At 57.7% G+C, this 23,763-nt stretch carries 14 protein-coding genes and 1 tRNA gene; 3 read left to right on the top strand and 12 right to left on the bottom strand.

Annotation, left to right across the window (positions count from 1 at the left end):
- Positions 1-674 precede the first annotated feature (674 nt).
- Together GOV87_RS12630 and GOV87_RS12625 are read left to right on the top strand one after the other, a co-directional pair.
- Positions 675-1,496 (top strand): AAA family ATPase, encoded by an 822-nt coding sequence (locus GOV87_RS12630; protein WP_171212019.1) that lies wholly within the window; start codon positions 675-677, stop codon positions 1,494-1,496.
- A 214-nt stretch (positions 1,497-1,710) separates the two neighbouring features.
- Positions 1,711-2,214 carry a hypothetical protein gene (locus GOV87_RS12625; RefSeq protein WP_171212018.1) on the top strand — a complete coding sequence of 168 codons (504 nt, stop codon included), beginning with the start codon at positions 1,711-1,713 and terminating at the stop codon, positions 2,212-2,214.
- Positions 2,215-2,535: 321 nt separating this feature from the next.
- Here the strand turns inward: GOV87_RS12625 and GOV87_RS12620 are convergent, their stop codons facing one another.
- From GOV87_RS12620 to GOV87_RS12565, 12 genes are all read right to left on the bottom strand, one after another.
- A complete protein-coding gene (locus tag GOV87_RS12620; protein WP_171212017.1) occupies positions 2,536-9,099 on the bottom strand; it encodes a VCBS domain-containing protein in 6,564 nt (2,187 codons plus the stop codon).
- An 11-nt stretch (positions 9,100-9,110) separates the two neighbouring features.
- Complete coding sequence (locus GOV87_RS12615; protein WP_171212016.1) at positions 9,111-10,412, bottom strand: HlyD family type I secretion periplasmic adaptor subunit; 1,302 nt, start codon at positions 10,410-10,412, stop codon at positions 9,111-9,113.
- A complete protein-coding gene (locus GOV87_RS12610; RefSeq protein WP_170382241.1) occupies positions 10,405-12,342 on the bottom strand; it encodes an ATP-binding cassette domain-containing protein in 1,938 nt (645 codons plus the stop codon). Before GOV87_RS12610 ends, GOV87_RS12615 begins: the two co-directional genes overlap by 8 nt.
- Positions 12,342-13,871 carry a hypothetical protein gene (locus tag GOV87_RS12605; protein ID WP_170560176.1) on the bottom strand — a complete coding sequence of 510 codons (1,530 nt, stop codon included), beginning with the start codon at positions 13,869-13,871 and terminating at the stop codon, positions 12,342-12,344. Before GOV87_RS12605 ends, GOV87_RS12610 begins: the two co-directional genes overlap by 1 nt.
- A gap of 838 nt (positions 13,872-14,709) precedes the next feature.
- Positions 14,710-15,276 (bottom strand): transglutaminase-like cysteine peptidase, encoded by a 567-nt coding sequence (locus GOV87_RS12600; RefSeq protein WP_170624710.1) that lies wholly within the window; start codon positions 15,274-15,276, stop codon positions 14,710-14,712.
- A 729-nt stretch (positions 15,277-16,005) separates the two neighbouring features.
- Positions 16,006-16,335, bottom strand: coding sequence for a P-loop NTPase fold protein (locus GOV87_RS12595; RefSeq protein WP_171212015.1), 330 nt, complete (start codon positions 16,333-16,335; stop codon positions 16,006-16,008).
- 425 nt (positions 16,336-16,760) lie between these two features.
- Positions 16,761-16,837 (bottom strand) — tRNA-Met (locus GOV87_RS12590).
- Positions 16,838-16,921: 84 nt separating this feature from the next.
- Positions 16,922-17,896, bottom strand: a complete 975-nt coding sequence (locus tag GOV87_RS12585) for an alpha/beta fold hydrolase (protein ID WP_171212014.1) — start codon at positions 17,894-17,896, stop codon at positions 16,922-16,924.
- A 1-nt stretch (position 17,897) separates the two neighbouring features.
- The gene (locus tag GOV87_RS12580; protein WP_171212013.1) at positions 17,898-19,370 is read right to left on the bottom strand and encodes an NAD(P)/FAD-dependent oxidoreductase; all 1,473 of its coding nucleotides are present in this window, start codon (positions 19,368-19,370) and stop codon (positions 17,898-17,900) included.
- A 173-nt stretch (positions 19,371-19,543) separates the two neighbouring features.
- Positions 19,544-19,789 (bottom strand): hypothetical protein, encoded by a 246-nt coding sequence (locus GOV87_RS12575; RefSeq protein WP_171212012.1) that lies wholly within the window; start codon positions 19,787-19,789, stop codon positions 19,544-19,546.
- A gap of 47 nt (positions 19,790-19,836) precedes the next feature.
- Positions 19,837-20,991 (bottom strand): aromatic ring-hydroxylating dioxygenase subunit alpha, encoded by a 1,155-nt coding sequence (locus GOV87_RS12570; RefSeq protein WP_171212011.1) that lies wholly within the window; start codon positions 20,989-20,991, stop codon positions 19,837-19,839.
- Between the two features lie 99 nt (positions 20,992-21,090).
- Complete coding sequence (locus tag GOV87_RS12565) at positions 21,091-21,996, bottom strand: LysR substrate-binding domain-containing protein (RefSeq protein ID WP_171212010.1); 906 nt, start codon at positions 21,994-21,996, stop codon at positions 21,091-21,093.
- Between the two features lie 203 nt (positions 21,997-22,199).
- Here GOV87_RS12565 and GOV87_RS12560 point away from each other — a divergent pair, with 203 nt between their 5' ends.
- Positions 22,200-23,747: a trimethylamine methyltransferase family protein gene (locus GOV87_RS12560; protein WP_171212009.1), complete on the top strand. Its 1,548-nt coding sequence runs from the start codon at positions 22,200-22,202 to the stop codon at positions 23,745-23,747.
- Positions 23,748-23,763: the final 16 nt, after the last annotated feature.

Here is a 23,763-nt window from a genome sequence, read left to right as displayed (position 1 = left end):
TTGGATGATGCCGCAGACCTCGTCACTTGCCCGACGGGGAGCTCTGCGGCGGCAACATTGGTTTCCGAAACATCGGCCTCGATTGTTACCCAGACCAATAGTTACACCCTCTACTCCGTGTCGCGCCGTTGACACTGCGGCATCGTTTTCAGACTCTTCGTGTGATGCTGGAACGAAGGGTGAGCGTGTTTCAATGAACCAGACAAGATCATTGTGCCTGTTGTTAGCCGCTTTCATATGGTCCTCAAGCAAGTTGTGGGCTGAGGCCGTCCATTTCTCTGGTCTTTATGTCCCTGAGGGCCTTTCATGCTCGGACGGCGCGCGCATTTCTGAAGAGTACGGTGATTTGAGGGCCGGTTACGTGATTTACGACGATGAAGGTCGGAAGTCAGACGATAGCTCCTGTGAATACGATCAAGTGCAAGCATTGCGTGGGACTGCAGTACAAATAGTCGACTTGAAGTGCACCTTTGACGGCAAATCATACACCTATCGACAACTCTTGAGCCCGCTGGACTCAAACAGAGTTTTGGTTATCAATCAGGTGGCCGAGGACTCGTCGTCGTTTCAGGTGCTGACTTATTGCGGCTGGGTGCCGCAAAAATGAGCCAACAAGTGCAAATAAGGCTGCAATCGTCTCCTGGGCACTACCTAGCGTTCAAAAGGAGGCTTTTGTGAGCCGTCGCAGGCCGATCACAAAACTCCCTGCTCCGTTCTTGCAGCGTATTGTCTTGAGAGATGATGTGATCGAAGGCAAGTCGGGCTACCCCTATGACCTTCCCTGGCTGGACCGTGAGGGCTTCGAGTTGCGCTTCACAACCCCAGTGACCATTCTGGTCGGTGAGAACGGTACCGGGAAATCAACATTGGTAGAGGCCATAGCGGCACTCAGTGGCTACGACAAGGCCGGTGGCGGCAAGGGCTATCTTCCCGTCGATCACGCCCGCGCGATAGACCAGAGCGGTGCTGGGTTGGCCGACGTGTTTCGCGCGAGTTGGCTGCCCAAAGTTACAAGTGGCTGGTTCATAAAGGCGGAAACCTTCTTCTCAGTGGCCCGATACCTTGATATCGCTGCGGAAGACAGTGGCAATGCGCCCCCGGACTTCTTGTCATGGAGTCATGGCGAGGGCTTCGTGAGATTTTTCAAAGAACGCATGTCGCAACAGGGTATCTATTTCATGGATGAACCTGAAAGTGCTCTGTCGCCGAAGCGTCAGTTGGAGCTTCTCGCAATTCTTGATCGTATTCAGCGAACGGCAATCTCGCAGGTCATCGTGGCCACCCATTCACCGATCCTCATGGCCCTACCGAACGCTAGCTTGCTTGAAATCACGCGACACGGGATTACCAAAACGACATTGGAAGCAACCCAGCACTTCAAGCTTTACCGCGCCTTCACCCGATCTCCGATCGATTTCGTCACCGACGCCCTTCAGGAGATGGAGGTGTCTCGGGAAGACAAATCCGGCAACGGTACGCACCGGCCATTCGATTGATGAACAGAACTCCTTTCCATTGGGCACGGTGTCGCCGTTCAACAAGCCTTAAATGGACAGCTGCTGTGAGGTTGAGTTGAACTTCGGTGCGTCACGAATGAGCTCGCACCCCACGGGCGATCTCGCCAGTATGCGCATTCCGAACGCGTGCACCTGTATGGCGAGGGCAACCTCAGCGGTAGGTAGAGTTCAACTCGGATCCTGCCTATTGTTCATGCCAGCGATATCGCTCGGCCACATGAATCAGAGGAAAAGTATTGCTCGTTGGACATATTTGGCATTGCTCTTGATCGGAGCCATCGGCGACCCCGCAACATCTCAACCTGTTCTGGCGGACGCCAAAGCCCTTCGTCCTTATAGCGAAACAGCTGTTGCGATCACCGGACCGGTGATCCTGTCGAAAAAGCGCATGGTCTTTGAGACTGGTGGGTTTCTCGATCTGAATGTGGTCGACGATGCAGCTTCGGGTAGATGGGGAGCATCTGGCAATGTACCCGTCGCACAAGTCTTCAGGGTCTCAGGAGACGCCGGACAACTTCGGCAACAAAACACGCTTTGTGGGGACCAGCCAGTAACCTTTATGGCAGCTTGGGATGAAGAAAGCTCAGGGTATGCGTACCTGGGCATTGCCATGTTCACCGGAGCGGAAATACCGACTGGGGTCGCCGAAGAGGGCATTTGTGGCACCTTTTTCTTTTCGACGGATGTGGAAAAATAACCTTTTGGTAGGCGATGCAAGGGTAAGTTCAGCTGCCTCGAGACAAGAAGTTGAGTCGCGTCCGATGATTACGAAACGCGATTGCTTCCCGTACTCTTAGACGGGCCAAGAAATTGAACCATACCCCGCTCTCGTCGCGTGGGTGGAATTTGCGCGATATCGGAGGCAGGCTCGCTGTCCATTCGGAGCCCCGTTCGCATTCGTCTGGCAGCGCCTATCGACGGTTTCCAGCGGCGCGATGCGCTGCCCGAACTGTCCCCGGCAGTTGATCGGTTCTCCGCCCCCTTCGTCACCCAGCAGGCCGGATAGACCTGATCAGGATCAACCTGAGTTGGCTGAAGGGTCGTCCTCCTCCGGCAATGGAACAAGCGGTTCATCATGCGGGAGGTCGATCCCTTCATCACTGGTCACTCTGTCCGAACTCAGATCCTCGGCCGCCGCGGGATCATCCAGCATGGTTGGATCCAGCGTCGGTGCGTCGGTCAGCATATCCGCATCAACACCGAGCGCCGCAGTGTAGGGATTGGCCGGCTCGGAATCCTGTAGCTGTGTCGGAACGTCGGAATGCGGGCCCGCCCCAACTGCATCAAGATAGGCGTTCACCGGGTCGCCTTGATGGAGAGATGAGCCGTCCTGCCCGTGGTGCTCGTCTGGGGTATCGAAGCCTCTGCTATCCTGAATAGCGGGATCGTTCTCGCTGCCTGCCCTCGCGGCGAGAGATACATCCATGTCGTCGGTCAGTCCGAGCGCGGCAGCAGACGGGTCCTGAGTATCGTCGCCAAGCGTCACTTCGAAAACTGGCCCATCGTCACTCGGGGAGTCGTGTTGCTGTGGTGTTACCGGAACAATATCGATACCGATCAGGGTCGTTTGATCGACGTGGTGGCCGCTCGCTCCATGCACGCTCTGGACGTTGATATTGACCTGCACATCTGCATCGGACGTGTGCGCGCCATGCTGGAGGATGTGGAAAGTGTCGGTGTGACGCCCCGATGCTGCTCCGCCGCCGCCGTGTTTGATCACTGCAGATTGCGCTTGGTAGTGATAATCAAAGTGTCCAGTTTGCGGGTTGATGGTCAATGTCCCGTATTGGCCCTGGAGCGACAACACGCCGTGTCCGTGCCCGTTGTCGATCGACCAGCCACCTGATCCGCCGGTCAGTGTGCCGGAAAGATGGGTCGTGCCCGTACCATGTACCTGAGTTGCAGTGGGCGGTGTCGGCGCCGCGGTCACATCCAACGTCGCCGTTGCACTGCGTGTTGCATGTCCGTCCGTGACGGAAATCGTTACTGGGACATCGGTATGGCTGGCGCCAGCTGCGGGGGTAAACACCCAATTGCCGCCAGATTGGTGGAAGCTTCCATATTGCGGGTCGACCTGAACATTTGAGATAGACAGCTGATCGCCTCGGTCCACATCGGTTGCATGAACAGCCGCCAGCAAATCTGCGGTCGAGATGGTTTTACCCGCACCTGGTTGTGTGGCGCCAAGATCTCCCGGCGTTACAATCGGCGCATCATTCGTCCCGGTTATGATGATCTGGACCGGCTGCTTTGTGCCATCCAGCGTTGTGACGGTGAATGAGTCGGTGAGGGTTTCTCCCTCACCAAGCGCTTGAACCCTGCCGTCTGTCTGATCGACCCGATAGGTCCAGTGACCGCGGCTGTCGATCTCATAAGCGCCAAAACCACCGTCCGAAGGTCTGGGCTGCCCATAGTTCGTACGATCGGTGCCGCTCTGTCCCCAATCCGGATCGTGTACGTTGAGGGTTCCGCGGGCCACAGTCCTGGTGTCCTCGACCACGGTCCCAGATGTATCGCCCGTGATCTTGGGAACATCCGCGGTGCCCTCAACTGTAATGTTGACGCGATGAGTCGTGCCGTCGACACCACGCACCTCAAAGTAGTCGTAGATGAGCTCGCCTTCGTGCAGGGACTGCCGCGAAGGAGGCAGGGTGAAGGTCCAGTTTCCGGCGGCGTCGATTGAATAGGTTCCAGCGTTGTGCGGTGCCTGAGCATTTGTCACAGGTACAAAAGCCGCGACGCCACCATCCGGATCCGAGATGTTCAGCTTGCCGGATGTGGACGGAGCGTTGTCCTCCTTGACATGCCCGGAATCTGTTCCCGTGATGATCGAAGCATCGGGCGTTGCGCCAAGCGTGAGAGACGCTTTCTGTGCGGTGTTTCCGCCGTGACCGTCGGTCACCTGATAGCTCAGGCTGACGGGGCCGTTATAGTCCTTGTCCGGCGTGAAGGTGAACGACCCGTCCAGGTTGGACGTGATCGTGCCGTGGCTCGCCGTCAGCCCCGTGACCGACAGCTGATCGCCGGTGTCGACATCCGTCGCATGCTCCAGCAACTGCGCCGCCGTGATCTGTACCGTCTTGTCCTCGGTGCCGCCGGGCAGGGCGACCGGGCCGCTGACGCTGGGGCCGTCATTGGTGCCTGTCACGGTGATGACGAGGTTCTCGGTGTCGGTGGCGCCGGTCTTGTCGGTGACCGTGACCGGGATGGTGATCTGTTGCGGCTGACCCGCCGCAAGATGCTGGTAGGCCGCGTCGGTCGGATCAAAGTTCCAGCTGCCGTCCGCATTCAACGTGAAGCCGGCCGGCGCAGCGCCGCCCAGCGAATAGGTCTGCGTGTCGCCCGTATCCACATCGGTCGCCGACATCTGCCCGGAGACCGCCTTGCCATCCTCCGTCGCCGAGGCCGTCGCGGCAGACAGAACAGGCGCGTCGTTCGTCCCGTGGATCGTGATCTTGATTTGATGGGTTGTTCCATCGGCCGTGCTCACCCGATAGGTAGCATAGCCCTCCTCACCTGCTGCGAGGCTCTGGACCGCAGCATGCGAGTTATCCACTGCGTAATGCCAGTTTCCATAGCGATCGATATGGAGGCTTCCGCCAAAAGGATCAGAGACCGCATGTTCTCCCCACATGGAGTAATGGAAGTGGTTCCATGCGGTTCCGTCGGGATCCGAGACGCTCAAGGTTCCGTCGGCGACAATCGGATGCGCCGAAGACGGTCCGACATTCTTGTCTTCGGTCAAATCGCCCGTATCCGTGCCGGAAACAACCGCGGCATCGCCTACTGGTACGAGGGTCGTCGTGGCTCCAGTATGGGTCACACCGCCATGGGCATCCTTCACGTCATAGGTGAAGTGAACGTTGCCGTTGTAATCCTTTTCTGGGGTGAAGGTGTAGGTGCCGTCAGGGTTGGCGCGGACCGAGCCGTGATCGACCCGCAGCGCGTCGATGGTGAGTTTGCCCGCATCATTGGCGTCCACATCGACCGTGTTGGCGAGAAGCTGCGCCTTGGTGAGCGTCTGCGCCGTGTCCTCGGTACCAGCCCGTAGAACGACTTCAGAAGAGCAATAAGGCCGGTCATTGCTGCCATGGATGGTGATCACGATGTCATGCGGCGTGCCATCCTTGGAATGCACAGTGATCGTGTCGGTGAGCGTCTGATTCTCGCCCAGCTGATCAATCGCCGTGCCGCGGGTGGTGGGCCGCCCGTCAAAGAACCGCGACTTTCCGACGTCAGCGCTGTAGAACCATTCGCCATTCTCGCGGAGCATCAGGTCTCCGTACGTGCCGTGATATGTGTATCCCGGCCCATGGGTATCGAAGGACGCCTCGCCAGCATCGGCATCGATAATCGTCAATGTCCCAGAAGCCTTGATAGTTTCCTGATCGAGCGTCGACATACCCAGCTGATGCTGGTCGGGCGACATGTCCACTCCAGCTGTGTTTTCCGTCACATCGCCGGTATCAACGCCGCCAATAATGGCAGCGTCTCCGACTGCCGCCAATGTCAGGTTGGCGGTTTGCGCGGTGTTTCCACCATGACCGTCGGTGACGGTGTAGCTCAGTGTCACTGGGCCATTGTAATTGGCGTCCGGCGTGAAGGTGAAGCCGTGGGCCGCGTCGCCGGTGATGGTTCCGTGGCTGGCGCTCAGCCCGGTCACCGAGAGCTGGTCGCCGGTGTCGATATCCGTGGCATGTGCCAGCAGCTGGGCCGCTGTGATCTGTACCGGTTTGTCCTCGGTCCCGCCGGGCAGTGTGACCGGGCCGGTGACCGCCGGTCCGTCGTTTGTTCCGGTGACGGTGATGGTCAGGTCTTGCGTGTCTGTGGCGGTGCCGTCAGTGACCTTGACGGGGATGGTGACCTGCTCGGTCGCGCCTGCGGCAAGGTGCTGATAGGCCGCGTCGGTTGGATCAAAACTCCAACTCCCATCGGGGTTCAGCGAGAACCCGGCGGGTGCCTGGTGGCCCAGAGAATAGGTCAGCGTGTCTCCTGTATCCACATCTGTCGCCGACATCTGACCCGTGACCGAGGACCCGTCCTCGGTGGCTGACGCCGTCGCGGCCGTCAAAACAGGCGCGTCATTGGTGCCATGAACCGTAATCTCAATCTGATGGGTGGTTCCGTCTACCGAACGGATCGTCACAGTGTCCTTGACGGTCTGCCCAGCACCAAGCTGTTGTACGACCGCCAGCCGATTGTCGAGGTAGTAGATGAAATTGCCATCCGGCTGCAATAGAACGTGACCGCCAAGCTGTGTATCATAGCCAACACCCGCAGATGTCTGCGGTCCTATGTTGCCATCAAACCGCGCCTCGCCCGGATCCGGGTCAGAAATGTCAAGCTTCCCGTACACCTGAAGTTCGTAATGTGTGTTGATGTAGCCCCTGTCCTCGGTCACCGAAGGAATACTAGCATCGGTAATTGTCGCAGGATCGCCGACCGCAGCGAGCGTTGTGGTTGCTCCGGTATGGGTCACCCCGCCATGGGCATCCGTTACGTCGTAGGTGAAGTGGACCTCGCCGTTGTAATCGCGGGCGGGCGTGAACGTAAAGGTGCCGTCGCCATTGTCCCGGATCGAGCCGTGATCGGCTCGCAGCCCTGCGATGGACAGTTTGCCTGCATCATTGGCATCCACCTCGACCGTGTTTGCAAGCAATTGCGCCTTGGTCAGTGTTTGTGCGGTGTCCTCGGTGCCGGGCGCAAGCGTGACCTCGGACGCACAATAGGGGGCATCGTTACTGCCGTGGATAGTGATCGTGATGTCATGCGCTGTGCCGTCCTTGGAATAGACGGTGATCGTGTCAGTAAGCGTTTGCCCTTCGCCCAGCTGGTCAATCGCACTACCGCGCGTGGTCGGGCGACCGTCAAAGAAGCGCGCGTTCCCGGCATCGGCAGAATAGAACCAAGTGCCATCCGCTCGAAGATTTAGGTCGCCGTAGGTGCCATGATAGGTGAACCCGAGCCCATGCGTGTCGAAGACAGCTTCACCCGCGTCCGGATCAAGAATCGTAAGCTGGCCGCTTGCATTCAGTGTTTCCGTTCCCAGCACTCCGATGCCCGGCTGGTGCTGATCAGGGGACTTGTCCACGCCTGCAGTGTTCTCTGCGACACTCCCCGTATCCACACCGCCAATGATGGCCTTGTCGTCGGTGCCGTTGATGGTGACGGTGATCTGCTTGGTGGTGCCGTCGACGGTGGAGACGGTCAGCGTGTCGGTCAGCTGCTCCCCGGTCTTCAGCGCCTGTACCGCCGGCTGGCCATTGTCGAGCGTGTAGCTCCAGGTGCCATCGGGCTGGACGGTGAAACTGCCATGGGCGCCGGCCGCGCCGGTCTGCGGCACGAAGCTCGCCTGGCCCGCATCCGGGTCGGTCACATCCAGCTTGCCGCCGGTCGAGGTCAGCTTGTCCTCGGTCACCGCGCCCTGAGAGGCTCCGGCGATGATTGCTCGATCGTCGGTGCCCATTACGTTTACGACCAGTTGGTGGCTCGTTCCATCAACGCTGTGTATTGTGAATGTTTCGCGCTCGGTCTGCCCGGAAACCAGCGCCTGAACCGAGGGAGAGGCGTTTTCGAGCCTGTAAGTCCAACGACCCGACGCATCGATCTGCAAGCTACCGAAGCTTCCAGTCAAAGATGTGGGTTGAAAATGTGCTTCGCCCGGATCCGGATCGACGATCGTCAGCGCGCCGGACACCGTCAGAACACGATCCTCGGACGTCGTTCCGGTATCCGTTCCCGAGATCCTGGCTGCGTCGGGTTGTGGCAACACATTGAAAGGCAGCTGAACCTGTGCGGAGTGACCGTTTGGATCAACGACCGTTGCGGTTAGGTGCCCTGATCCGAACCAGTCGGTCGGCGGAGTCATGGTCAGGTTCTTAAGGTCGGTGCCGGGACCAAGGATCCACGTCCCACCCGGACCTGCGTGCCCTTGGTTCATGATCGTTCCGGGGGGCAACCCACCGATGGTCACGGTGGAGCCACCCTGCGTGTTGTTGCCGTTCACCACCGAGATCAGGACCGGCACAGGGTGGCCTTCCTTACCACCGGGGATCAACCCGGCGATGGCAGGCCCACTGGGCTGACCACCCGTCACGATGTGGCTTGGCGTCTGTCCCGAAGCGTTACCGCCACCGCCGATTGAACCGCCAGTTGAAACGGAGGGAATGATCACATGTCCGACATTTTGACCTGTGCCAATTCCCGGCAAAGCATGAGTGAAGTCGGGATGTCCTGCACCAGATTTCTGGATATGAGTTGGGGGCAACGGGGCCAGGCCGGACGAGGCCAACCAGTCGGAGCCGGACTCCGCCCCCGGACGACCCGGCTCGGAATGCAACTCGGAAAGGTCGGCGCCCATATGGCGTGCCAGGGCCGGCGCGGAGACCATCAACTGCCGGTTGCCGGAACCGCCGCCACCTTGCTCTACGCCATCCGGCGCCGCATGGGCGCCTTCGTCCTGTACATCCGGAAGATCGCTCGTGTCGGTCACAACCCAGGCAAAAACCTCTTCGGACAACTCGTCTCTGGGATCCGCGGTCGAGCGGGAGGGTTGGGATTTGCTCGGGCTCTGATCGGACATCGCGTCTCTCCTCACCTCTCAGTCAATGCCAGGTCGAGATTGGTGTAGATGGGTTTCCAGACATACTGAAACACGGTCTTGGCACCGGTCTTGATATCGGCCTCGCCGGTCATTCCGGCGATCAATGTAAGTCCGTCCTCTGCATCGCGGAAATGGTCGCTGTCCAGCTGCACAAGGACTTCGTAAAATGCTGTTCCTCGCTCATCGACTGATGTTGTTGGCGAAACTTCCTCGACCTTGCCGGGCAATGCGCCGAAGCGACTGTAATCGAAGCTGTCAATTTTCAATCGAACGGGTTGCCCGACTGAAACGAAGCCGACATCGCGCGGCGACAAGCGACCGCTGAAACGATAGCCGCCATCGGCGGGGACAATTGTGACGACCATTCCGCCGGGATCGATGACATCGCCGATCGTGTCGTCGGGGATCGACTGGACTACCCCGGAAACGGGCGACCGGATCTCTGTCTCCGCGACACGGCTCTGAAGGCCGGCCGCTTCGGCCTGCAGTGCACGCCGCTGGGAATCCGCTTCGGCAATCCGGCTACGGGCCTTGGCATACTCATCCAGTTCGACCTGTGTCAGAGACGCCTGCAGCTCGGTAATCTCGGCCTCGGCAATGGTTCGCCGACCGGCGAGCTGGGCAAGTTCGAATCGATACTGCGCTTCTTGCTCGCGCAGTTCCGCGAGCTTTGCGCGTCCGCTCAGTCCCCGATCCCGCAGGTCCTGTTGAACGGCACGCTCCTCCTCGGTGACTGCGATCTGTTGAATGAGTTGGGGGCGTTCTTCATCGATGGCTGCAATCTCGGCGCGCTTTTCTTCGATCTGCGACTGGATCACTGAGCGTTCGGCGCGAAGGAAGGCACGAGTTGCCGCAAGTGCAGCCGTTTCGCGTTCCACGAGGTCATTGAAATCTTCGGCATGGGCCGAGAAATTCGGTTCCCGCCCCTCTGCAAGCGCGAGAAGCCGCTCGATTTCAAGCGACAATCCCGCAATACGCGCTTCAGCCGCCCGGAGTGCCGATTGTGCCTCCGCCTGATCCAGAAGCGCCACGATCTCGTTCGCTTCCACCATCTGACCTCGCGTCACCCGCAGCTCGGCCAGTTGACCTCCGTGCCGGCTTTCAACCCGCTTCACCTGCGCGATGGGTTCGATTTCCCCGCGCGCCTTGGAGATCTCGTCCACCGGCGTGTAGACCATCCAGATCACCAGTGCGGTCAGACCGAGCAAAACGACAATCGCCGCACGACGCATCCAGACGAAGGTCGACGTATCGTAAAGGTCGAAAGGTTGATCTCCGCGATTTTCACCCATCGCTCTTCTCCTCCGTCGAAGCTTCTGCTTCTGGCTTTTCTGTCTGAACGGGCCCGCAATAGACGACGTTGCCGGCGTCCAGAACGATAGCGATATCGGCATGCGCCGCGAGTTCCGTGTCGTGGGTTGCAAGGAAGATCGTAGCCTTGCCGCGCGTTTCGTCGATGAACTTCGCGATCTCGGTCACAGCGTCCTTACCACTCGCGGCAAGCGGATCATCGAGAACGAAGAAACTGCTGTCATGTCCGACAATTGCGGACCACGCTATACGTTCTATCTTGGCTTCCGCGGAAAACCCAGCGCCGGGCTCCGTTCCACTTTGATCCAGCCAAAAGCGCTTGTCACCACCGACGTAGGCGCATCGTGCGTCGATCTCGTCGGGATCATATTGGGACATCTGACGCCCGTTTAGTGTTAGGTTTCCGGATTGCGGGCTGAAATGCCCTGCCACGAGCTGCAACAAGGTCGATTTGCCCGACCCGTTCGGTCCCATCACAACGACGACGCTGCCGGCGGGCACATCGAATGTTACGCCGGTCACGGCAGGTGGCTGACCGGCTTCGTAGCGGTAGAACAACCCCTGAGCGGCCACAGCGGGCGCCTCAGGTTCAAGCGCGATTTGGAGATGAGCCTCTTGGCCTATCGTTGGCGCGCGGAGTTGTGTCTCAAGAGAGTTCCAGCCGTTGCGGATTGCTTTAAGTCGCGGGATCGCAAGGAACAGCGATTGCGCTGGACCGGTGATGCGCCAAGTCAGCAACATTGTTCCGATCAGTGTTCCTGGTGACAAATGGCCCTTCAGCGCGAGATCGATTCCTACGACCAGTGTTACGAGCGCGGTGCCGGATCCAAGCGTGGTCGCGATTGCAGACTGGGAGCCAATCTTTGTCATCGAACGGTGCGTGTCGCGCGCACTTGAGCGCAAGGCTGCATCGAACCGCTGAAGCCATTTCTCGCCCAACCCGGCGCGTTGAATAGCGCCGTTGGCGTCGACCAATTCCCCAATCATCTGCGTGCGCCTCATGGATTGGCGGGCGGCAAACGGGTCCCTACTGCCGGTTCCAGCGTTCATCAACAAACCGAAACCAAAAAACATCAGGAGGTAGATCGCGGGAATGATCGCCATGCCTCCGCCAACAATCACCAAAGCGGCAAAGGTCAACAGGATAAACGGTGCATCATAAATCGCCGTGATATTCGGGGAGGCGAACAGGTCAGCGGCGCGTTCACCTTGTCGGACCTTCATGACAATCGCACTGCCCGAGTTGCCGGCCGCGTTCGATACAGGCGAGCGGAGCGCCTTGCCGGCCAGCAATGTCGAAATTTGTCCAGAAAGCGAGGCGTATTCTGCGGCAGCAAAACCGGACCTGACGCGGCGCATTGCCAGCATCGTGATCAAAACAATCACTGCACCCGATAACAAGGCCGGAAGCGAGTCGACGGCGCCGCCTCCCAGTACCCGATCATACACCGTCATGGTGAAGAAGGGCACCGCAAGAGCGCATAGGTTAATGACCAGAGATTGCCACGAGACATGCACAAAGGCATCACGCGCGCGAGACAAGATATTGGAATAGGTGACCTTGGCGGCTTCGGCTTCGGGGAGCACACGCAGATACAGAAGCGGCCCCTCAAGTGATAGATTTTGAACAGCTTTGTCGCCCTCTCGGAACGAAGCGAGATCACCATCACGTCTTACGACGCCAAACCAGTTGGTGCCGTCTGTTGCAATCAGCGCGCCGTCGTGTCCGTCGCTCCAGGATGCCGGAACGCGCTTGTGAATTGAAGCGTGAAGCCCAATTAGGTTACCTGCTCGCGCCATATCGGACAGCGATGACGAGAAACCTCCGAATGCCGCCTCTACCGCCTGATCGGAGTGGCGCCCGTCTAGATATTTGAGAACGGTTTGGAGGAAGTTGGCGGCTGCTGACATTACTCGACCCCCTCGATCCAGTTTTTCGGGTTTTCGAGGCGCTTGGCATCTTCAAGACCGGCGAGAAGCTCTTCAGACGATGTCTGTAAGAGTATCTTGAAATCAATTGCGCGGGACAGCAGGAACTCCGACAGGTTCCTCACCGTATCGACATCGAGCAGCGCTTCGGGTGACTCGATAATGACCAGCCCGGGGCTGCCCGCGAATGCCTGTACAATCGCGGCGCGCTTGGTGCCGCCATCCGAAAGTGGCCGGCCGGAAGATGCGAGCACCGTGTCGTAGCCATGGGGAAGTCGACAAACGACGTTGTCCAGTCCGATCTCGCGCGACAGGGACAGTGCTTCTGGCTCTAGATCCTTGTCCAAGCGGGACAGGCAATCCATGAGCCTACCAGCCAACAGCCGTGGCCGAGCAGATACGATCCGAACTGTCTCCGAGTCCGACAGGTCGCAGGGCAAGTGGTCGACTATGGCTTCCAGCTTTTCAGACACCGTTTGATGCGGTGAAGCTTCGAGCACCCAGATGCCACCGCCAGTCGAGTTCAGGTATTCGGTCGTACGGTGCGACGGCTGACGCTCGCTCTCTCCACTGTTTTCAAGGATCGCCTTCGACTGCTCCGCCGCGACAGCGGCGGGCTGGGCACGCAGGCCCGTCGCCGCAACACCTATAAGCTGTGATGCCGCCCGAGAGCCAAGCAACGTGCAGGCGGCAAGCCCGCCGGTTGTCATCTGCCCTGCGAGCACCTCTACGGCGCCCAACCAGACAACGCCGACCGTCGAGATCAACGCGCCACTCTGCAAGAGGTCAAATTGAAAACTGCTGATGTTCTGCGTCGTTCTGTTTGCTTTCAACTGGACAGAGCGATCGTGAGTCAAACGGGCAAATGTCGAGCCGAGGCTGATCAGCGTCGTCGTGTTTGAGGAAGTGTTAGCGAGCGCCGTGACACTGGCCTCGTACTTTGCGCCCGACAGCAGTTCCTGCTGCAGGGCAGATCGATTCCGCGGCGCAACCACAAGGAACGCGATCACCGAAACGGCAGCGACCAACAAGGGCGCGGCGACAACGATTCCGCCGAGATAGGCGACCAGAGCGAGGAAAACGATCGAGAAAGGCGCATCGTATCGGGCCAGCATTGTTTGACCGACACTCTCATCACGCGCCTTGGCGGGGGCGGAAGCAAGCAAAAGAGCATCCTCCCGGCTGTGATGGCCTTTAAGAAGTTGTCGAGCGGTATGAGACCAAAGCCTGTGTTCTTCCAGTGCCGACCACCGAGCAAACACGCCGGACCTTACATATCGAAGCATTCCCGAAAACACCAACGCGACAACAACTGCCGAGAAAATGACGATTGCAGATCCGGCTGCCTGATTCGGCAAAATCCGGTCGTAGACCTGCAGGAGAGCCAAAGGAAGCGCCAACGCAAGTGCGTTGATTCCCAAAGAGACAAGGCACACAAAAACCCGCGAGTTTGACTTCATAGCGGGAGCGCGATTGGTTCGCTTACTTTGATATGCCGTGTTGGTACTCATTGGCTTTTTGATCAGATCTCAAAAAAAAATTTACCTAAACGTATCTTGAGAAAAAAAGGAATCAACCGGAGAACGCGGCTGGGCGAAGATACCAGTCCAATGCTCGGTCGCTTTTTCTTACGAGCTTTTTCTGCAGGAACGCCAGAAGAAGACTGCGGTGGGGCCGGGGTCTGACTTGCAGGTGCAGAAGTCGACGGCAAAGTGACGCTAGTCGATGCGAACAAAACAGAAATCAATCTGCAGAATTTTGAAACTGCGCTATTAGTTCGGCTGGTTCTTAAAGTCAGGTTCTAACTACTGCATTGGGTCATTTTGCGTGTCGAATAGTGCTGATACCAAGTGTAGATAACAACTTGATCGACCCCAATGCGAACCGAAAGTCAGACTATTGTTGGAACGTCCGATCGGCCTCGAGAGCCATACGTTCTCTATGTATTCCGAAGCCTCTTTCTCTATTTGATTATTTTGAACAGGAGAAGGTACTGGGGCCTTCCCTTCATTGCTTATACCGGCTCCCAAGTCCCTCAGCACCCATGCCAGATTTCGGCTAAAACCCCCACATGCGGCCAGTTCTCAAGTTAAACTCTTCTCCCACAGAGATGGTGCCGAAAATCGGATGTTTGCGCCTCGAAACTAACTCTATGTGGAAGTTTCCGGCCCCTTCTTGACCCACTCGGATCAGATCAAAGCAATTGCAAAAATTGACGTAAAGGGCCAACGAATATGGTGCTGGCTGCAATAACGCGGATCATGTCTTTCTTTTCAGTTTTCTCACTGAAGTCTGATATTCAATACGAGTGCTTTGAGCCGATAACATTGCGGTTACCCAGACTAAGGGTCATCGATCCTGCAGGACAATATCCCATCGCGCTGGTTCGTTGGGGTCTTGTGCCTCGATAAATGCGTAGTGGGTTTTGTTCCAAGGAAGCACCCGGTTGGTCAGGTTGTCCAACACATAATCTCCTTTGGATGTCCTAACGACTAGTACCGCATGCCCTTCGCGGTGAAGATCCAACACGGTAGCGAGAAGTAAGTGATCCGGAGAGATGCCCAATTTCTGAAGCTCTACCTTCTTGAGCATCGCGATGTCTTCGCAATCTCCGCCTAAGTGCGAGGGCAGTGCCCACTTTTCAAGAACGTGATACTGGCTCTTGTCAGACACCTCTGGAGTTTTTTGGTTAATGCTTTGATTTACTTTTTTTATCTTCTTCCATTCAGCATCGGTAATCTGATGAGGGTTCGGTGATTTTTGACAAATTGGCGGATAGCTCGAGCAAACACTTTCAAACCCTTTTGGCGCCGGCCATTCTCGACCCAAGTGCATGATTGTGTCCGCAATAGATGTAGTCGAAAGGGTACAAAGAACACCACAAAGACCAGCCAAAAAATCTAACCGCATAGTCATTTTTGACGATTCTTCCTCAAAATATCCAAACCAGTTTATGTCCGGCGAAAGCGCAAAATCAAATCTTGATCATCGGAAACTTCGATCTTGAAAGCGTTTGGTGATCGAATCCCAAGACAAAAGCAGACTGCACCACAGAACTTATCTGAAGGAAACCGCCAAGATAGCTGGGCACAGTTGCATCGCCTGAAATGAACGGCTGCTTAACCTGCCCACCTGATGGATTAATGCTCTCCCGTCTAAGTTCACGCACTGCGGCATCGGAAGGGTTGGCAATTGGCCGCTTGTGGGCAGTTTGCATCACCTAGTGTAGTTCGACTGAATGGCAGCTTTGTCCGCAAAGTAGACGTTCAAGCAAGTTGCAGCGAATGACAGCATTGAGCCCAAAGGCGACTTATGTGATGAGCGCAGCATTAGTCGTTTGGGTGGGAACTTTGACCAACAAGCCTGTCTGGAACCTGCCAGCTCCGGTCTCGCAAAAAGTTCCCGAGTGATGTTCTCGACCGGCAGTTGGTTCCGGATAGGAAGATCTGTGAAGCCGAAGAAAAACAATTGGCCGCACCTCGCAAACTTGGCATGGCACCGGGACAACATATTTTGTCAAATGGTCGCCGAAGGTTCCGCTCCTTGGGAATAATTATTAACCTGCCAATATGAAAAACTTAATTTCCCGTGGCATATCAAAGGCCCTTGGCCGTGGCGGACCAAAGCCGCTTGAAAAGCCAGGGACTATTCCGCCAGAAATTCAGAGTACTCAAACACCGCGGGAGCAATCCAAAATCTTGTCGCGCTGCCTATCGATTGATCTGGAAGTCGACCCCAAGGAAGCCCAGGTATTCGCCTTTGCAGCCGTGCCGGACGGCGATGGAGAGGGGATTGTTCATCGTTCACCAAGGAGGTTTTGCCGGACCCCCAACGCCCCTCTAAACCGATGACCATCCCATCGCTCTTGGAAGCCTCTGCAATGCGCGGCGCGAGTTTCTCAGCGATACCCACGAAACCAAACTCATCATCGTCGTTGGCTTCTACAGCGCGGTCAGAGTCGAGTTCTTTAGCCATATATATTTCCTAACCGAATGAGTTTTGTAAGTTTGGACTACTGTTTCGTCCGGACCCTCAATAGCTTAATCCCTAGCGAGCACGGCTGGGATAGCCTAGCGTTGTGGGAGAAACAAACTAAGAATGAGATGGCCAAAGCAGGCAGAAGTCATGCGATTGCCACCCATTTACCAACTAAACAAATTGCTTCAAGTCGCGGCAACGACTGGGGCATTGAGGCCAATGGTGAGCCAAGCAGGAGCTAAACTCTCGACCCACTAGTCAAAGAAGAATTGCTGGAATGTCTGCTCTCTTAATTGATGCTAAGGAGCACTACGTTTCAGCGAAGGACCCTTTTCCGCCCCTCGTGACGAATCCCGGCCCCATTTGGAGCACGTACGAGAGGCGTAGGATGCGCGTATCCATCTGATTTATCAGGGAGGTTTTGGTAGCGGAGGAGGGACTTGAACCCCCGACACGCGGATTATGATTCCGCTGCTCTAACCAACTGAGCTACTCCGCCACGAGTGAAAGGCGATTTAAGGGAGGGGCCCGAGGGGGTCAAGAGGGAAATGACCACCAAACCGGGATTCTTTTTGACGGTGCTTCAACCTGTCTTGTCGGCGGCCTCGCCTTCGGCGTTTGCGGCCATCGCAATGCGGCGGATAAAAGCAACGCAGGTTTCTGGGGCCGTAATTGGTATCATGTGACCCAGCCCCTCAAGCCGTTCGTCTGTCAGGCCGAACTGCGTCATGGGGGCGGCATGCGCTGCGGGCGACAGGATGGCGTCTTCTTGGCCGTACAGGATGCCGCCGGGGACTTTCAGATCCGGGTAGCGCGCGACCTGCGCGTCCATGCTGTCGTCAATGCCCGCAACATCCTGTGACGCGGTGATGAATGCCGTCGGGCGCAGACCTAAGGCACCACCCGCGCGATCCAGAAAATCTTCGGGCGCGGGCTCCGGGCCGAACACGATGCCCAGAGTATGAGGGGCGGTTTTTGCGGCCATCGGCACCGCGATCGTGTTTCCGATGAAGCTGCGCAGCCAATCCGTTCGGATCGCCAACGGTTTGAAGACGTCAGGCGGCCCCGGCATGACTTGCGTCAACGGGGCCAGCAGCGCCAGCGCCTTTATCTTGCCAGGATTGTCTAGTGCCATGGCCAGTGAGACCGCTCCGCCCAGTGAATGTCCGACCAAGACGGCATTTTCCACGCCCTTGGCATCCAGCAGCTCTTGTATCATCCGGCCCTGTTGGTGCAGTTGGCCCAGATCGCCCGTGTCGCGTGTCGAATATCCGCAGCCGGGGCGGTCGACCGCAATGACGTGGTAGTCATCGGCCATCATGTCGACCATCGCATAGATGAAATGCTGCAACTGCCCTGCAAGGCCATGGATCATCACGATGGTCTGTTTTGTAGGATCGCCCGCCTCGACATAGTGAATACTGCCGCCTTGCACCGGTGCGATCTGACCCAGTTGCGGAACTCGCTTCAAGCCATCCTGTGTCAGCTTTCGGGTCCAGAGATTCATGGCTCCGAAAAATGCCGCGATCAAAAGAACGATAATGAATAGGGTGGTCATCTCAATGCTCTCCACTTTGGGTCGGGACGACCGAGTATTGCTCGATCCCGGACCGCGCCATGCGCTTTTCATATTCTGATACGGTGCCGGGCCAGAGGGTTGTGTTGCGGCCCTTGGCATCCTGATACCAGGATGTGCACCCTCCGGCTTGCCAGACACTGTCTACGTGCCGGTCCTGCATTTCCTGCAGGAAAGAAGCCTGCTTTTCAGCATCCGGCGTGATGGTCTGGGTGCCATTGCTATTCATTTTGTCCAAGACACGCCCGATATGGCGCACTTGCGCCTCGATCATCAAAACGACCGAGTTATGACCCAGCCCGGTATGGGGCCCCAGCAGGATAAAGAAATTCGGAAATCCGGCGATAGCTGTGCCCAGATTGGCTTTCATCCCGTCAGACCACGCGTCCCGCAAGCTCAGGCCATTTGTTCCGTTGATATTCAGAAATTCGACCGTTTCCGTGACATTGAACCCGGTGCCCCAGATCAGGATATCGGCCTTGGTACGCGTGCCGTCAGAGGCGATGATCTGATCGCCTTCGATTGCGGCCACGCCCTGCGGTACGACCGTTACGTTGTCGCGTGCAAGGACAGAGTACCAGTCGTTAGAACTGAGGATACGTTTACAGCCGATCTGATAGTCGGGCGTCAGCATGTCGCGCTGGGCTGGGTCCGAGATCGCTTTTTCCAGCGAATTGCGCCACATCTTCATAGCAAAGTTGACGGCCCCCTTTTCGCCGCGAAAGACTCGGTGGCGGTATTCGAAAACCAGATAGATCAGTTTGCGGCGAAGCCTAGGCAGTATGGGCAGGCGTTGATACAGGCGGCGCACCCACGGCGCGATCGGTCCATCGGGGCGGGGCAGTACATAAGGCGCGGTGCGTTGAAAGATCGTGACTTGGGCTGCCATCTTCGCGATCTCAGGGACGAACTGGACAGCCGAAGCGCCTGTTCCTACGACCGCGATACGTTTGCCTGTAAGGGAAACATTGTGGTTCCACTGGGCCGAATGAAAGCTGGGGCCGGGAAAGCTGTCTGCGCCGGGAATGTTTGGAATACTGGGAATATGCAGGGCGCCTATGGCGGAAACAAGAAACCGGGACGACCAGAGCTGACCCTCGTGGGTTTCGACCTGCCAGCGCGCTCCGTCCCACCGCGCCGCCTTCAGGCGATGGTGAAAATGGCACAGGTCGTACAGCCCTTCGTCCTGTGCGACTTTTTGTAGATACGCCTGTATCTCGGCCCCGCCCGCATAGGCGCGGCTCCAGTCAGGGTTCAGATGCGTGGCCATGGAATACAGGTGCGAAGGCACATCGCAGGCCACGCCGGGATAGGTGTTCTCGCGCCAGGTCCCGCCGATATCGTCTGCCTTTTCAAGGATTGCGATTTTGGTGATCCCTCGCTTTCGCGCCTCGATCGCCATGATCAGACCCGAGAACCCCGCGCCAACGATCAGCATATCCGTTTCATGTTCCATGCGTCCGCCCCTCCCAAAGCGACCGTGGTGGTGCGATCAGGATATAAACTGCGAAGGCTCGTGGATAGGGTCCCGTAGGGTCAGGTGCTAATCCACGTGCTTTCTTTCACCATCGGTGCAGGAAGGGCAACGGACGCAGTTCTTATTTCGGGTCGAGCAGGCTTGGCGCCACGCTATTCCAAAAAGTCCAGCCGATGCGCACGCCCATAAGCAGCCAGTCGCGCGTTCAAGGCGTCTGCCTCGGCTGCGCCGGATTCCAGTGCAAAGACAAAGGCGTGGGTCAAATAGAAACAGGCCGCGTCGATGTCCTGCGCGGTCTCACACTCGTCAGCGGCCATGGTGTAATAGCGGATCAAGGCGTCAAGATCATTGCGATGATGCGCCTCAAGTAACAGACGGTCTAGATCGGTCTTGTCCATTCGGTCTCCGTCGGGATCGGTCGGCGCAGGCCAACCGGTTCGTGGCTCTACTCCGCGCGACCGTTTTCGATCTGTGTTGCGACCCAGTGATGGAAGTTATGCGTCGGCCCGTCCATCGCGGGCGAGAAGCGGCCGCCGTCGAACAGAACACCGTGGCGGCCTTTCTGCATGCCTTCGACAACAAAGACGTCTTCTTCGAATACGGTCTTCCAGAGTTGCGCGTTTGAGGCGCGCAGGCCGTCATGCTGGGGTGTGTCTTCTATGCTTTTGGCATAGTACAGTTCGATATGCTCGACCGTGTTTTCCTGATCGACGGGTTCCAGCACGATTGCAAAGGCATGGTCGCGCTGCACGCCCAGCAGGACATTCGGATAGAGCGCCACATACTCCGCGCCCTCATCCCATTGGTCGCTGAGGCCTTCAAAGTCCTCGAAGGTTGCGCCGTCCTGATCGGTCAGTTGCCGATAGACCAGCGTGCCCTGACCGGAATAGTGCCCGCGTTCTTCGATATTGTAGTGATCCTCAAGCCGGGAATAGCTGTTCAGGCCGGGGTGGACCCACGGCAGGTGATAGCTTTCGCAATAGTTCTCGACCGCCAGTTTCCAGTTGGTCTTGACCTCCAGCTTGAACGAGGATGTCTCGCCGCCGTGATACACGGGCTGGTCAAATTCCCTCCAACGCTCCAGCAGAGCGGCATGGGCGTCCTCGAAGGCAGGGGCATTGCCGTCCACGTTCACAAAGATCACATCGCGCCAGACGTAAGATCGCACGCGGACCAGCCCCAGGTTCTTGCGGTCAACATCTTCGTGGGTGTTGTGGCCGGGGCCGCCCACATGTGGGGTCGCGCGCAATTCCCCTTTCAGGCTGTAACACCAGCTATGGTAGGGGCAGCGGATCGCGCCGCCGATTTTGCGGGGGGTATCGACCAGAATCATGCCACGGTGGCGGCAGGTGTTCTGGAAAACGCCGACCTCTCCGTCGCGGTCGCGCACGATCAGCAGGGGCATTCCCAGAAAGTCGACCGGCTTGGCGTCGCCTTCTTCGGGCACATCCTTGCCGAAACCGATGCCGGACCAGTTCGCGTACAAGACCGATTTCCGTTCTTCGGCGAAAACGGTCGGGTCGATATAATGTTCGTTAGGCAGGCCGTTGGCGACATTTACATCGGCCAGAACGGAGGATAGCGGGCTATGCTTGTTCATCGGGCTCTCCTGAAGGTGTGCTGGATGCGCTTTATCTGTATTGGCGGAAGGGAAGGGCACCACACAACATCAGAAAACCTCATCAAAGAGTGATTTCACCTAAACCGAACCGTTCTGCACCTCTTGAATGATCCAGTTCTTCAGGGCGCGCGCGCTGTCAGACAGATCTTCATCGGGGCGACCGACAAGGTAGAACTGGTTTGGCGCGGTCAGTTGATGCGGGCCGATGGTGACCAATTTGCCGGATTGCAGCATCGGCTGGATAAGCCGCTGCCACCCCAGCGCCAACCCAGCCCCCTTGCGGGCTAGCTGCAAGGCAACCGAATAGCTGTTTACGCGGGATTCAATTGGAATTGTGCCGCTATACCCCAATTGCTGAAACCATTCCGGCCAGGTTGTCCAGCTACGGTCTTCGGACTCAAGGTGAATCAACCGCTCGGCTGCAAGTTGATCCAATCTGGCGCCGATCAGTCTGTCGGCGACCTCGGGGCTGGCGACCGGCACCAAATGATCGCGGAACAAAGGCGTATTTGTAAGGCTGGGATCACTGTCACGGCCATAGCGGATAAAGAAGTCAACATCCGGCCTGTCGCGAAAGGCGCGGTCTTGAGACAATTGATCAACGTTGACCTCGGGCATGTCGCGCCAGAACCGGATGACAGCCGGGGACAGCCACAGGGCGGCAACGGCCGTGGTCGATCCCACCGTGACCTTTTCGACCGAAGCGCGATTCCGGATTGCGCCCAGAGTTTTCGAGATACGAGTGAAAGAGGACGACAGTGCCTCGTACAAGGCTTTCCCATCTTCGGTCAGATCAACGCCCCGGTGTTTTCGTTGGAAAAGGGCTGTGCCCAGATCGCCCTCAAGCGCCTTGATCTGGTGGCTGACCGCGCCGGGAGTGACCGAAAGTTCCTCGGCCGCGTTCTTAAAGCTCAGGTGCCGCGCTGCGGCCTCGAACGCGGATAAGGTGGTCAACGGCGGGAGGTTATAGTGGCGTCTGGACATGATGGGTGGCAAGCATCGGCGGGACTTGGATTACTTTCATTCACCTCAGTATTGGCAATTCGACGGGTGAAAGCCAGTCAGCATTTAAGAGTTTAGCGGATCGCTTTCTTGTCAATGTCGCTTCTTGCAAACAGATATCGCAATCAGTGACGTACGTGGCCTGCGAATCCTCCAGTCTGGGGTCAAGATCGGAGGATTGCCCCATGAACATTCGCACCGCCAACCGCGCAGGAGGCCGTTCTGCCCGCCGCGCCCTGCGCACCGCGCCCAATTTCGACATGCTGCCCGGCCTGACCCGTGGCATCCCCTTGTGTGAGGTGATGGACGGCGCGCAGGTTGAACGCCTCGATAACGCCTCGATGGATATTCTCGAGAATGTGGGTGTCCAGTTCCGCGACCCCATCGCGTTGGAGGATTGGAAGAGGGTTGGCGCCAAGCTCGAAGATGAGATGGTCTATCTGGATCGGGGCCTGGTGCGCGATCTGATCGCCACCATCCCCAACGATTTCACCTATCACGCGCGCGATCCGAAAAAGAATGTGCGGCTGGGCGGGCCGCATTCGATCTTTGTGCCGATGACCGGCGCGCCCTTCCTGCGCGACCTGGACGATGTGCGCCGCAACCCGACGCTGGACGATCTGGCGATGTTCCACAAGCTGTCGCACATGCTGCCCGCGCTGCATTCCAGCGCCCATCACATCGTCGAACCCTATGACCACCCGATCAGCCAGCGCCATCTGCGGATCACCTATTCGTCGATGAAACATTCCGACAAGACCTTCATGGGCATGACCACCAGCCCCAAAAACGCCGAGGACGTGATGGAGATGTGCGCCATCCTGTTCGGCGAGGATTACCTAGAGGATCACCCGGTCACCACCGGCAATTGTAACGGCAACTCGCCCTTGGTATGGGACGAAACCATGCTGGGGGCCTTGCGCGCTTTTTGCCGCCGCAAGCAACCGGTGCTGTGTTCGCCCTTCGTACTAGGTGGGGCGAATACACCGGCATCCGTTCCAGCCACCGTGGCGCAGTTGAACGCCGAAGCGCTAAGCGCACTGGCCTATACGCAGATCATCCGCAAGGGTGCGCCCGCGATCTACGGGCATTACTTGTCGACCGTCTCGATGAAGTCCGGTGCGCCGATGGCAGGCACGCCTGAGATCAGCCTGATGAACTTCATGATCGGCCAAATGGCGCGGTACTACGGCGTGCCGTGGCGTACCTCGAACACTTTGGGCGGTGCCAAGACCTTTGACGCGCAGGCCGGATATGAATCCGCCACCACGTTGCAGGCGGTGGTCCTTGCCGGTGCCAACTATATATGGCACAGCGCGGGCTGGAATGAGGCCGGGATGCACTGTTCCGTCGCCAAGTTCATCGTCGATGCGGAACAATGCGCCATGGCCTATCGCATGGCCGAAGGGCTGAAATGGGATGATTTCGATCAAGCCTTGGCCGCTGTTCCCGATGTCGGTCCCGGCGGACACTACCTGGGCCATCCGCATACGCAGGACAATTTCCAAAGCGCCTTTTTCATGCCTGAGATGTTCGACAACAACTCGATCGAGCAATGGCAGGCCGAAGGCAGCATCGAGATCACCGAACGCGCCCTGACCCGGGCCAAAACCCTGCTGGCCGAATACCAGGAACCAAAGCTGGACGAGGCCAAGAACGAAGCGCTGCTGGATTATATCGCCCGACGGGAACGGGAAATCCCGGCGGCGGATGAGTTGAACCAAAGCTATTGAAAAGCGGTGGGTCCGT

The sequence above is a fragment of the Ruegeria sp. HKCCA5426 genome (assembly GCF_013034585.1).
Classification (GTDB): domain Bacteria; phylum Pseudomonadota; class Alphaproteobacteria; order Rhodobacterales; family Rhodobacteraceae; genus Ruegeria.
This window is presented reverse-complemented; position numbering and strand designations above follow the sequence as displayed.

Bases quoted from the DNA above. Each gene is read 5' to 3' on its own strand.
- GOV87_RS12570 (WP_171212011.1), bottom strand. From the start codon at position 20,991: ATGAACAAGCATAGCCCGCTATCCTCCGTTCTGGCCGATGTAAATGTC.
- GOV87_RS12610 (WP_170382241.1), bottom strand. From the start codon at position 12,342: ATGTCAGCAGCCGCCAACTTCCTCCAAACCGTTCTCAAATATCTAGAC.
- GOV87_RS12560 (WP_171212009.1), top strand. From the start codon at position 22,200: ATGAACATTCGCACCGCCAACCGCGCAGGAGGCCGTTCTGCCCGCCGC.
- GOV87_RS12595 (WP_171212015.1), bottom strand. From the start codon at position 16,335: ATGGCTAAAGAACTCGACTCTGACCGCGCTGTAGAAGCCAACGACGAT.
- GOV87_RS12615 (WP_171212016.1), bottom strand. From the start codon at position 10,412: ATGGGTGAAAATCGCGGAGATCAACCTTTCGACCTTTACGATACGTCG.
- GOV87_RS12600 (WP_170624710.1), bottom strand. From the start codon at position 15,276: ATGACTATGCGGTTAGATTTTTTGGCTGGTCTTTGTGGTGTTCTTTGT.
- GOV87_RS12580 (WP_171212013.1), bottom strand. From the start codon at position 19,370: ATGGAACATGAAACGGATATGCTGATCGTTGGCGCGGGGTTCTCGGGT.
- GOV87_RS12575 (WP_171212012.1), bottom strand. From the start codon at position 19,789: ATGGACAAGACCGATCTAGACCGTCTGTTACTTGAGGCGCATCATCGC.
- GOV87_RS12620 (WP_171212017.1), bottom strand. From the start codon at position 9,099: ATGTCCGATCAGAGCCCGAGCAAATCCCAACCCTCCCGCTCGACCGCG.
- GOV87_RS12605 (WP_170560176.1), bottom strand. From the start codon at position 13,871: ATGAGTACCAACACGGCATATCAAAGTAAGCGAACCAATCGCGCTCCC.
- GOV87_RS12565 (WP_171212010.1), bottom strand. From the start codon at position 21,996: ATGTCCAGACGCCACTATAACCTCCCGCCGTTGACCACCTTATCCGCG.
- GOV87_RS12585 (WP_171212014.1), bottom strand. From the start codon at position 17,896: ATGACCACCCTATTCATTATCGTTCTTTTGATCGCGGCATTTTTCGGA.
- GOV87_RS12625 (WP_171212018.1), top strand. From the start codon at position 1,711: ATGCCAGCGATATCGCTCGGCCACATGAATCAGAGGAAAAGTATTGCT.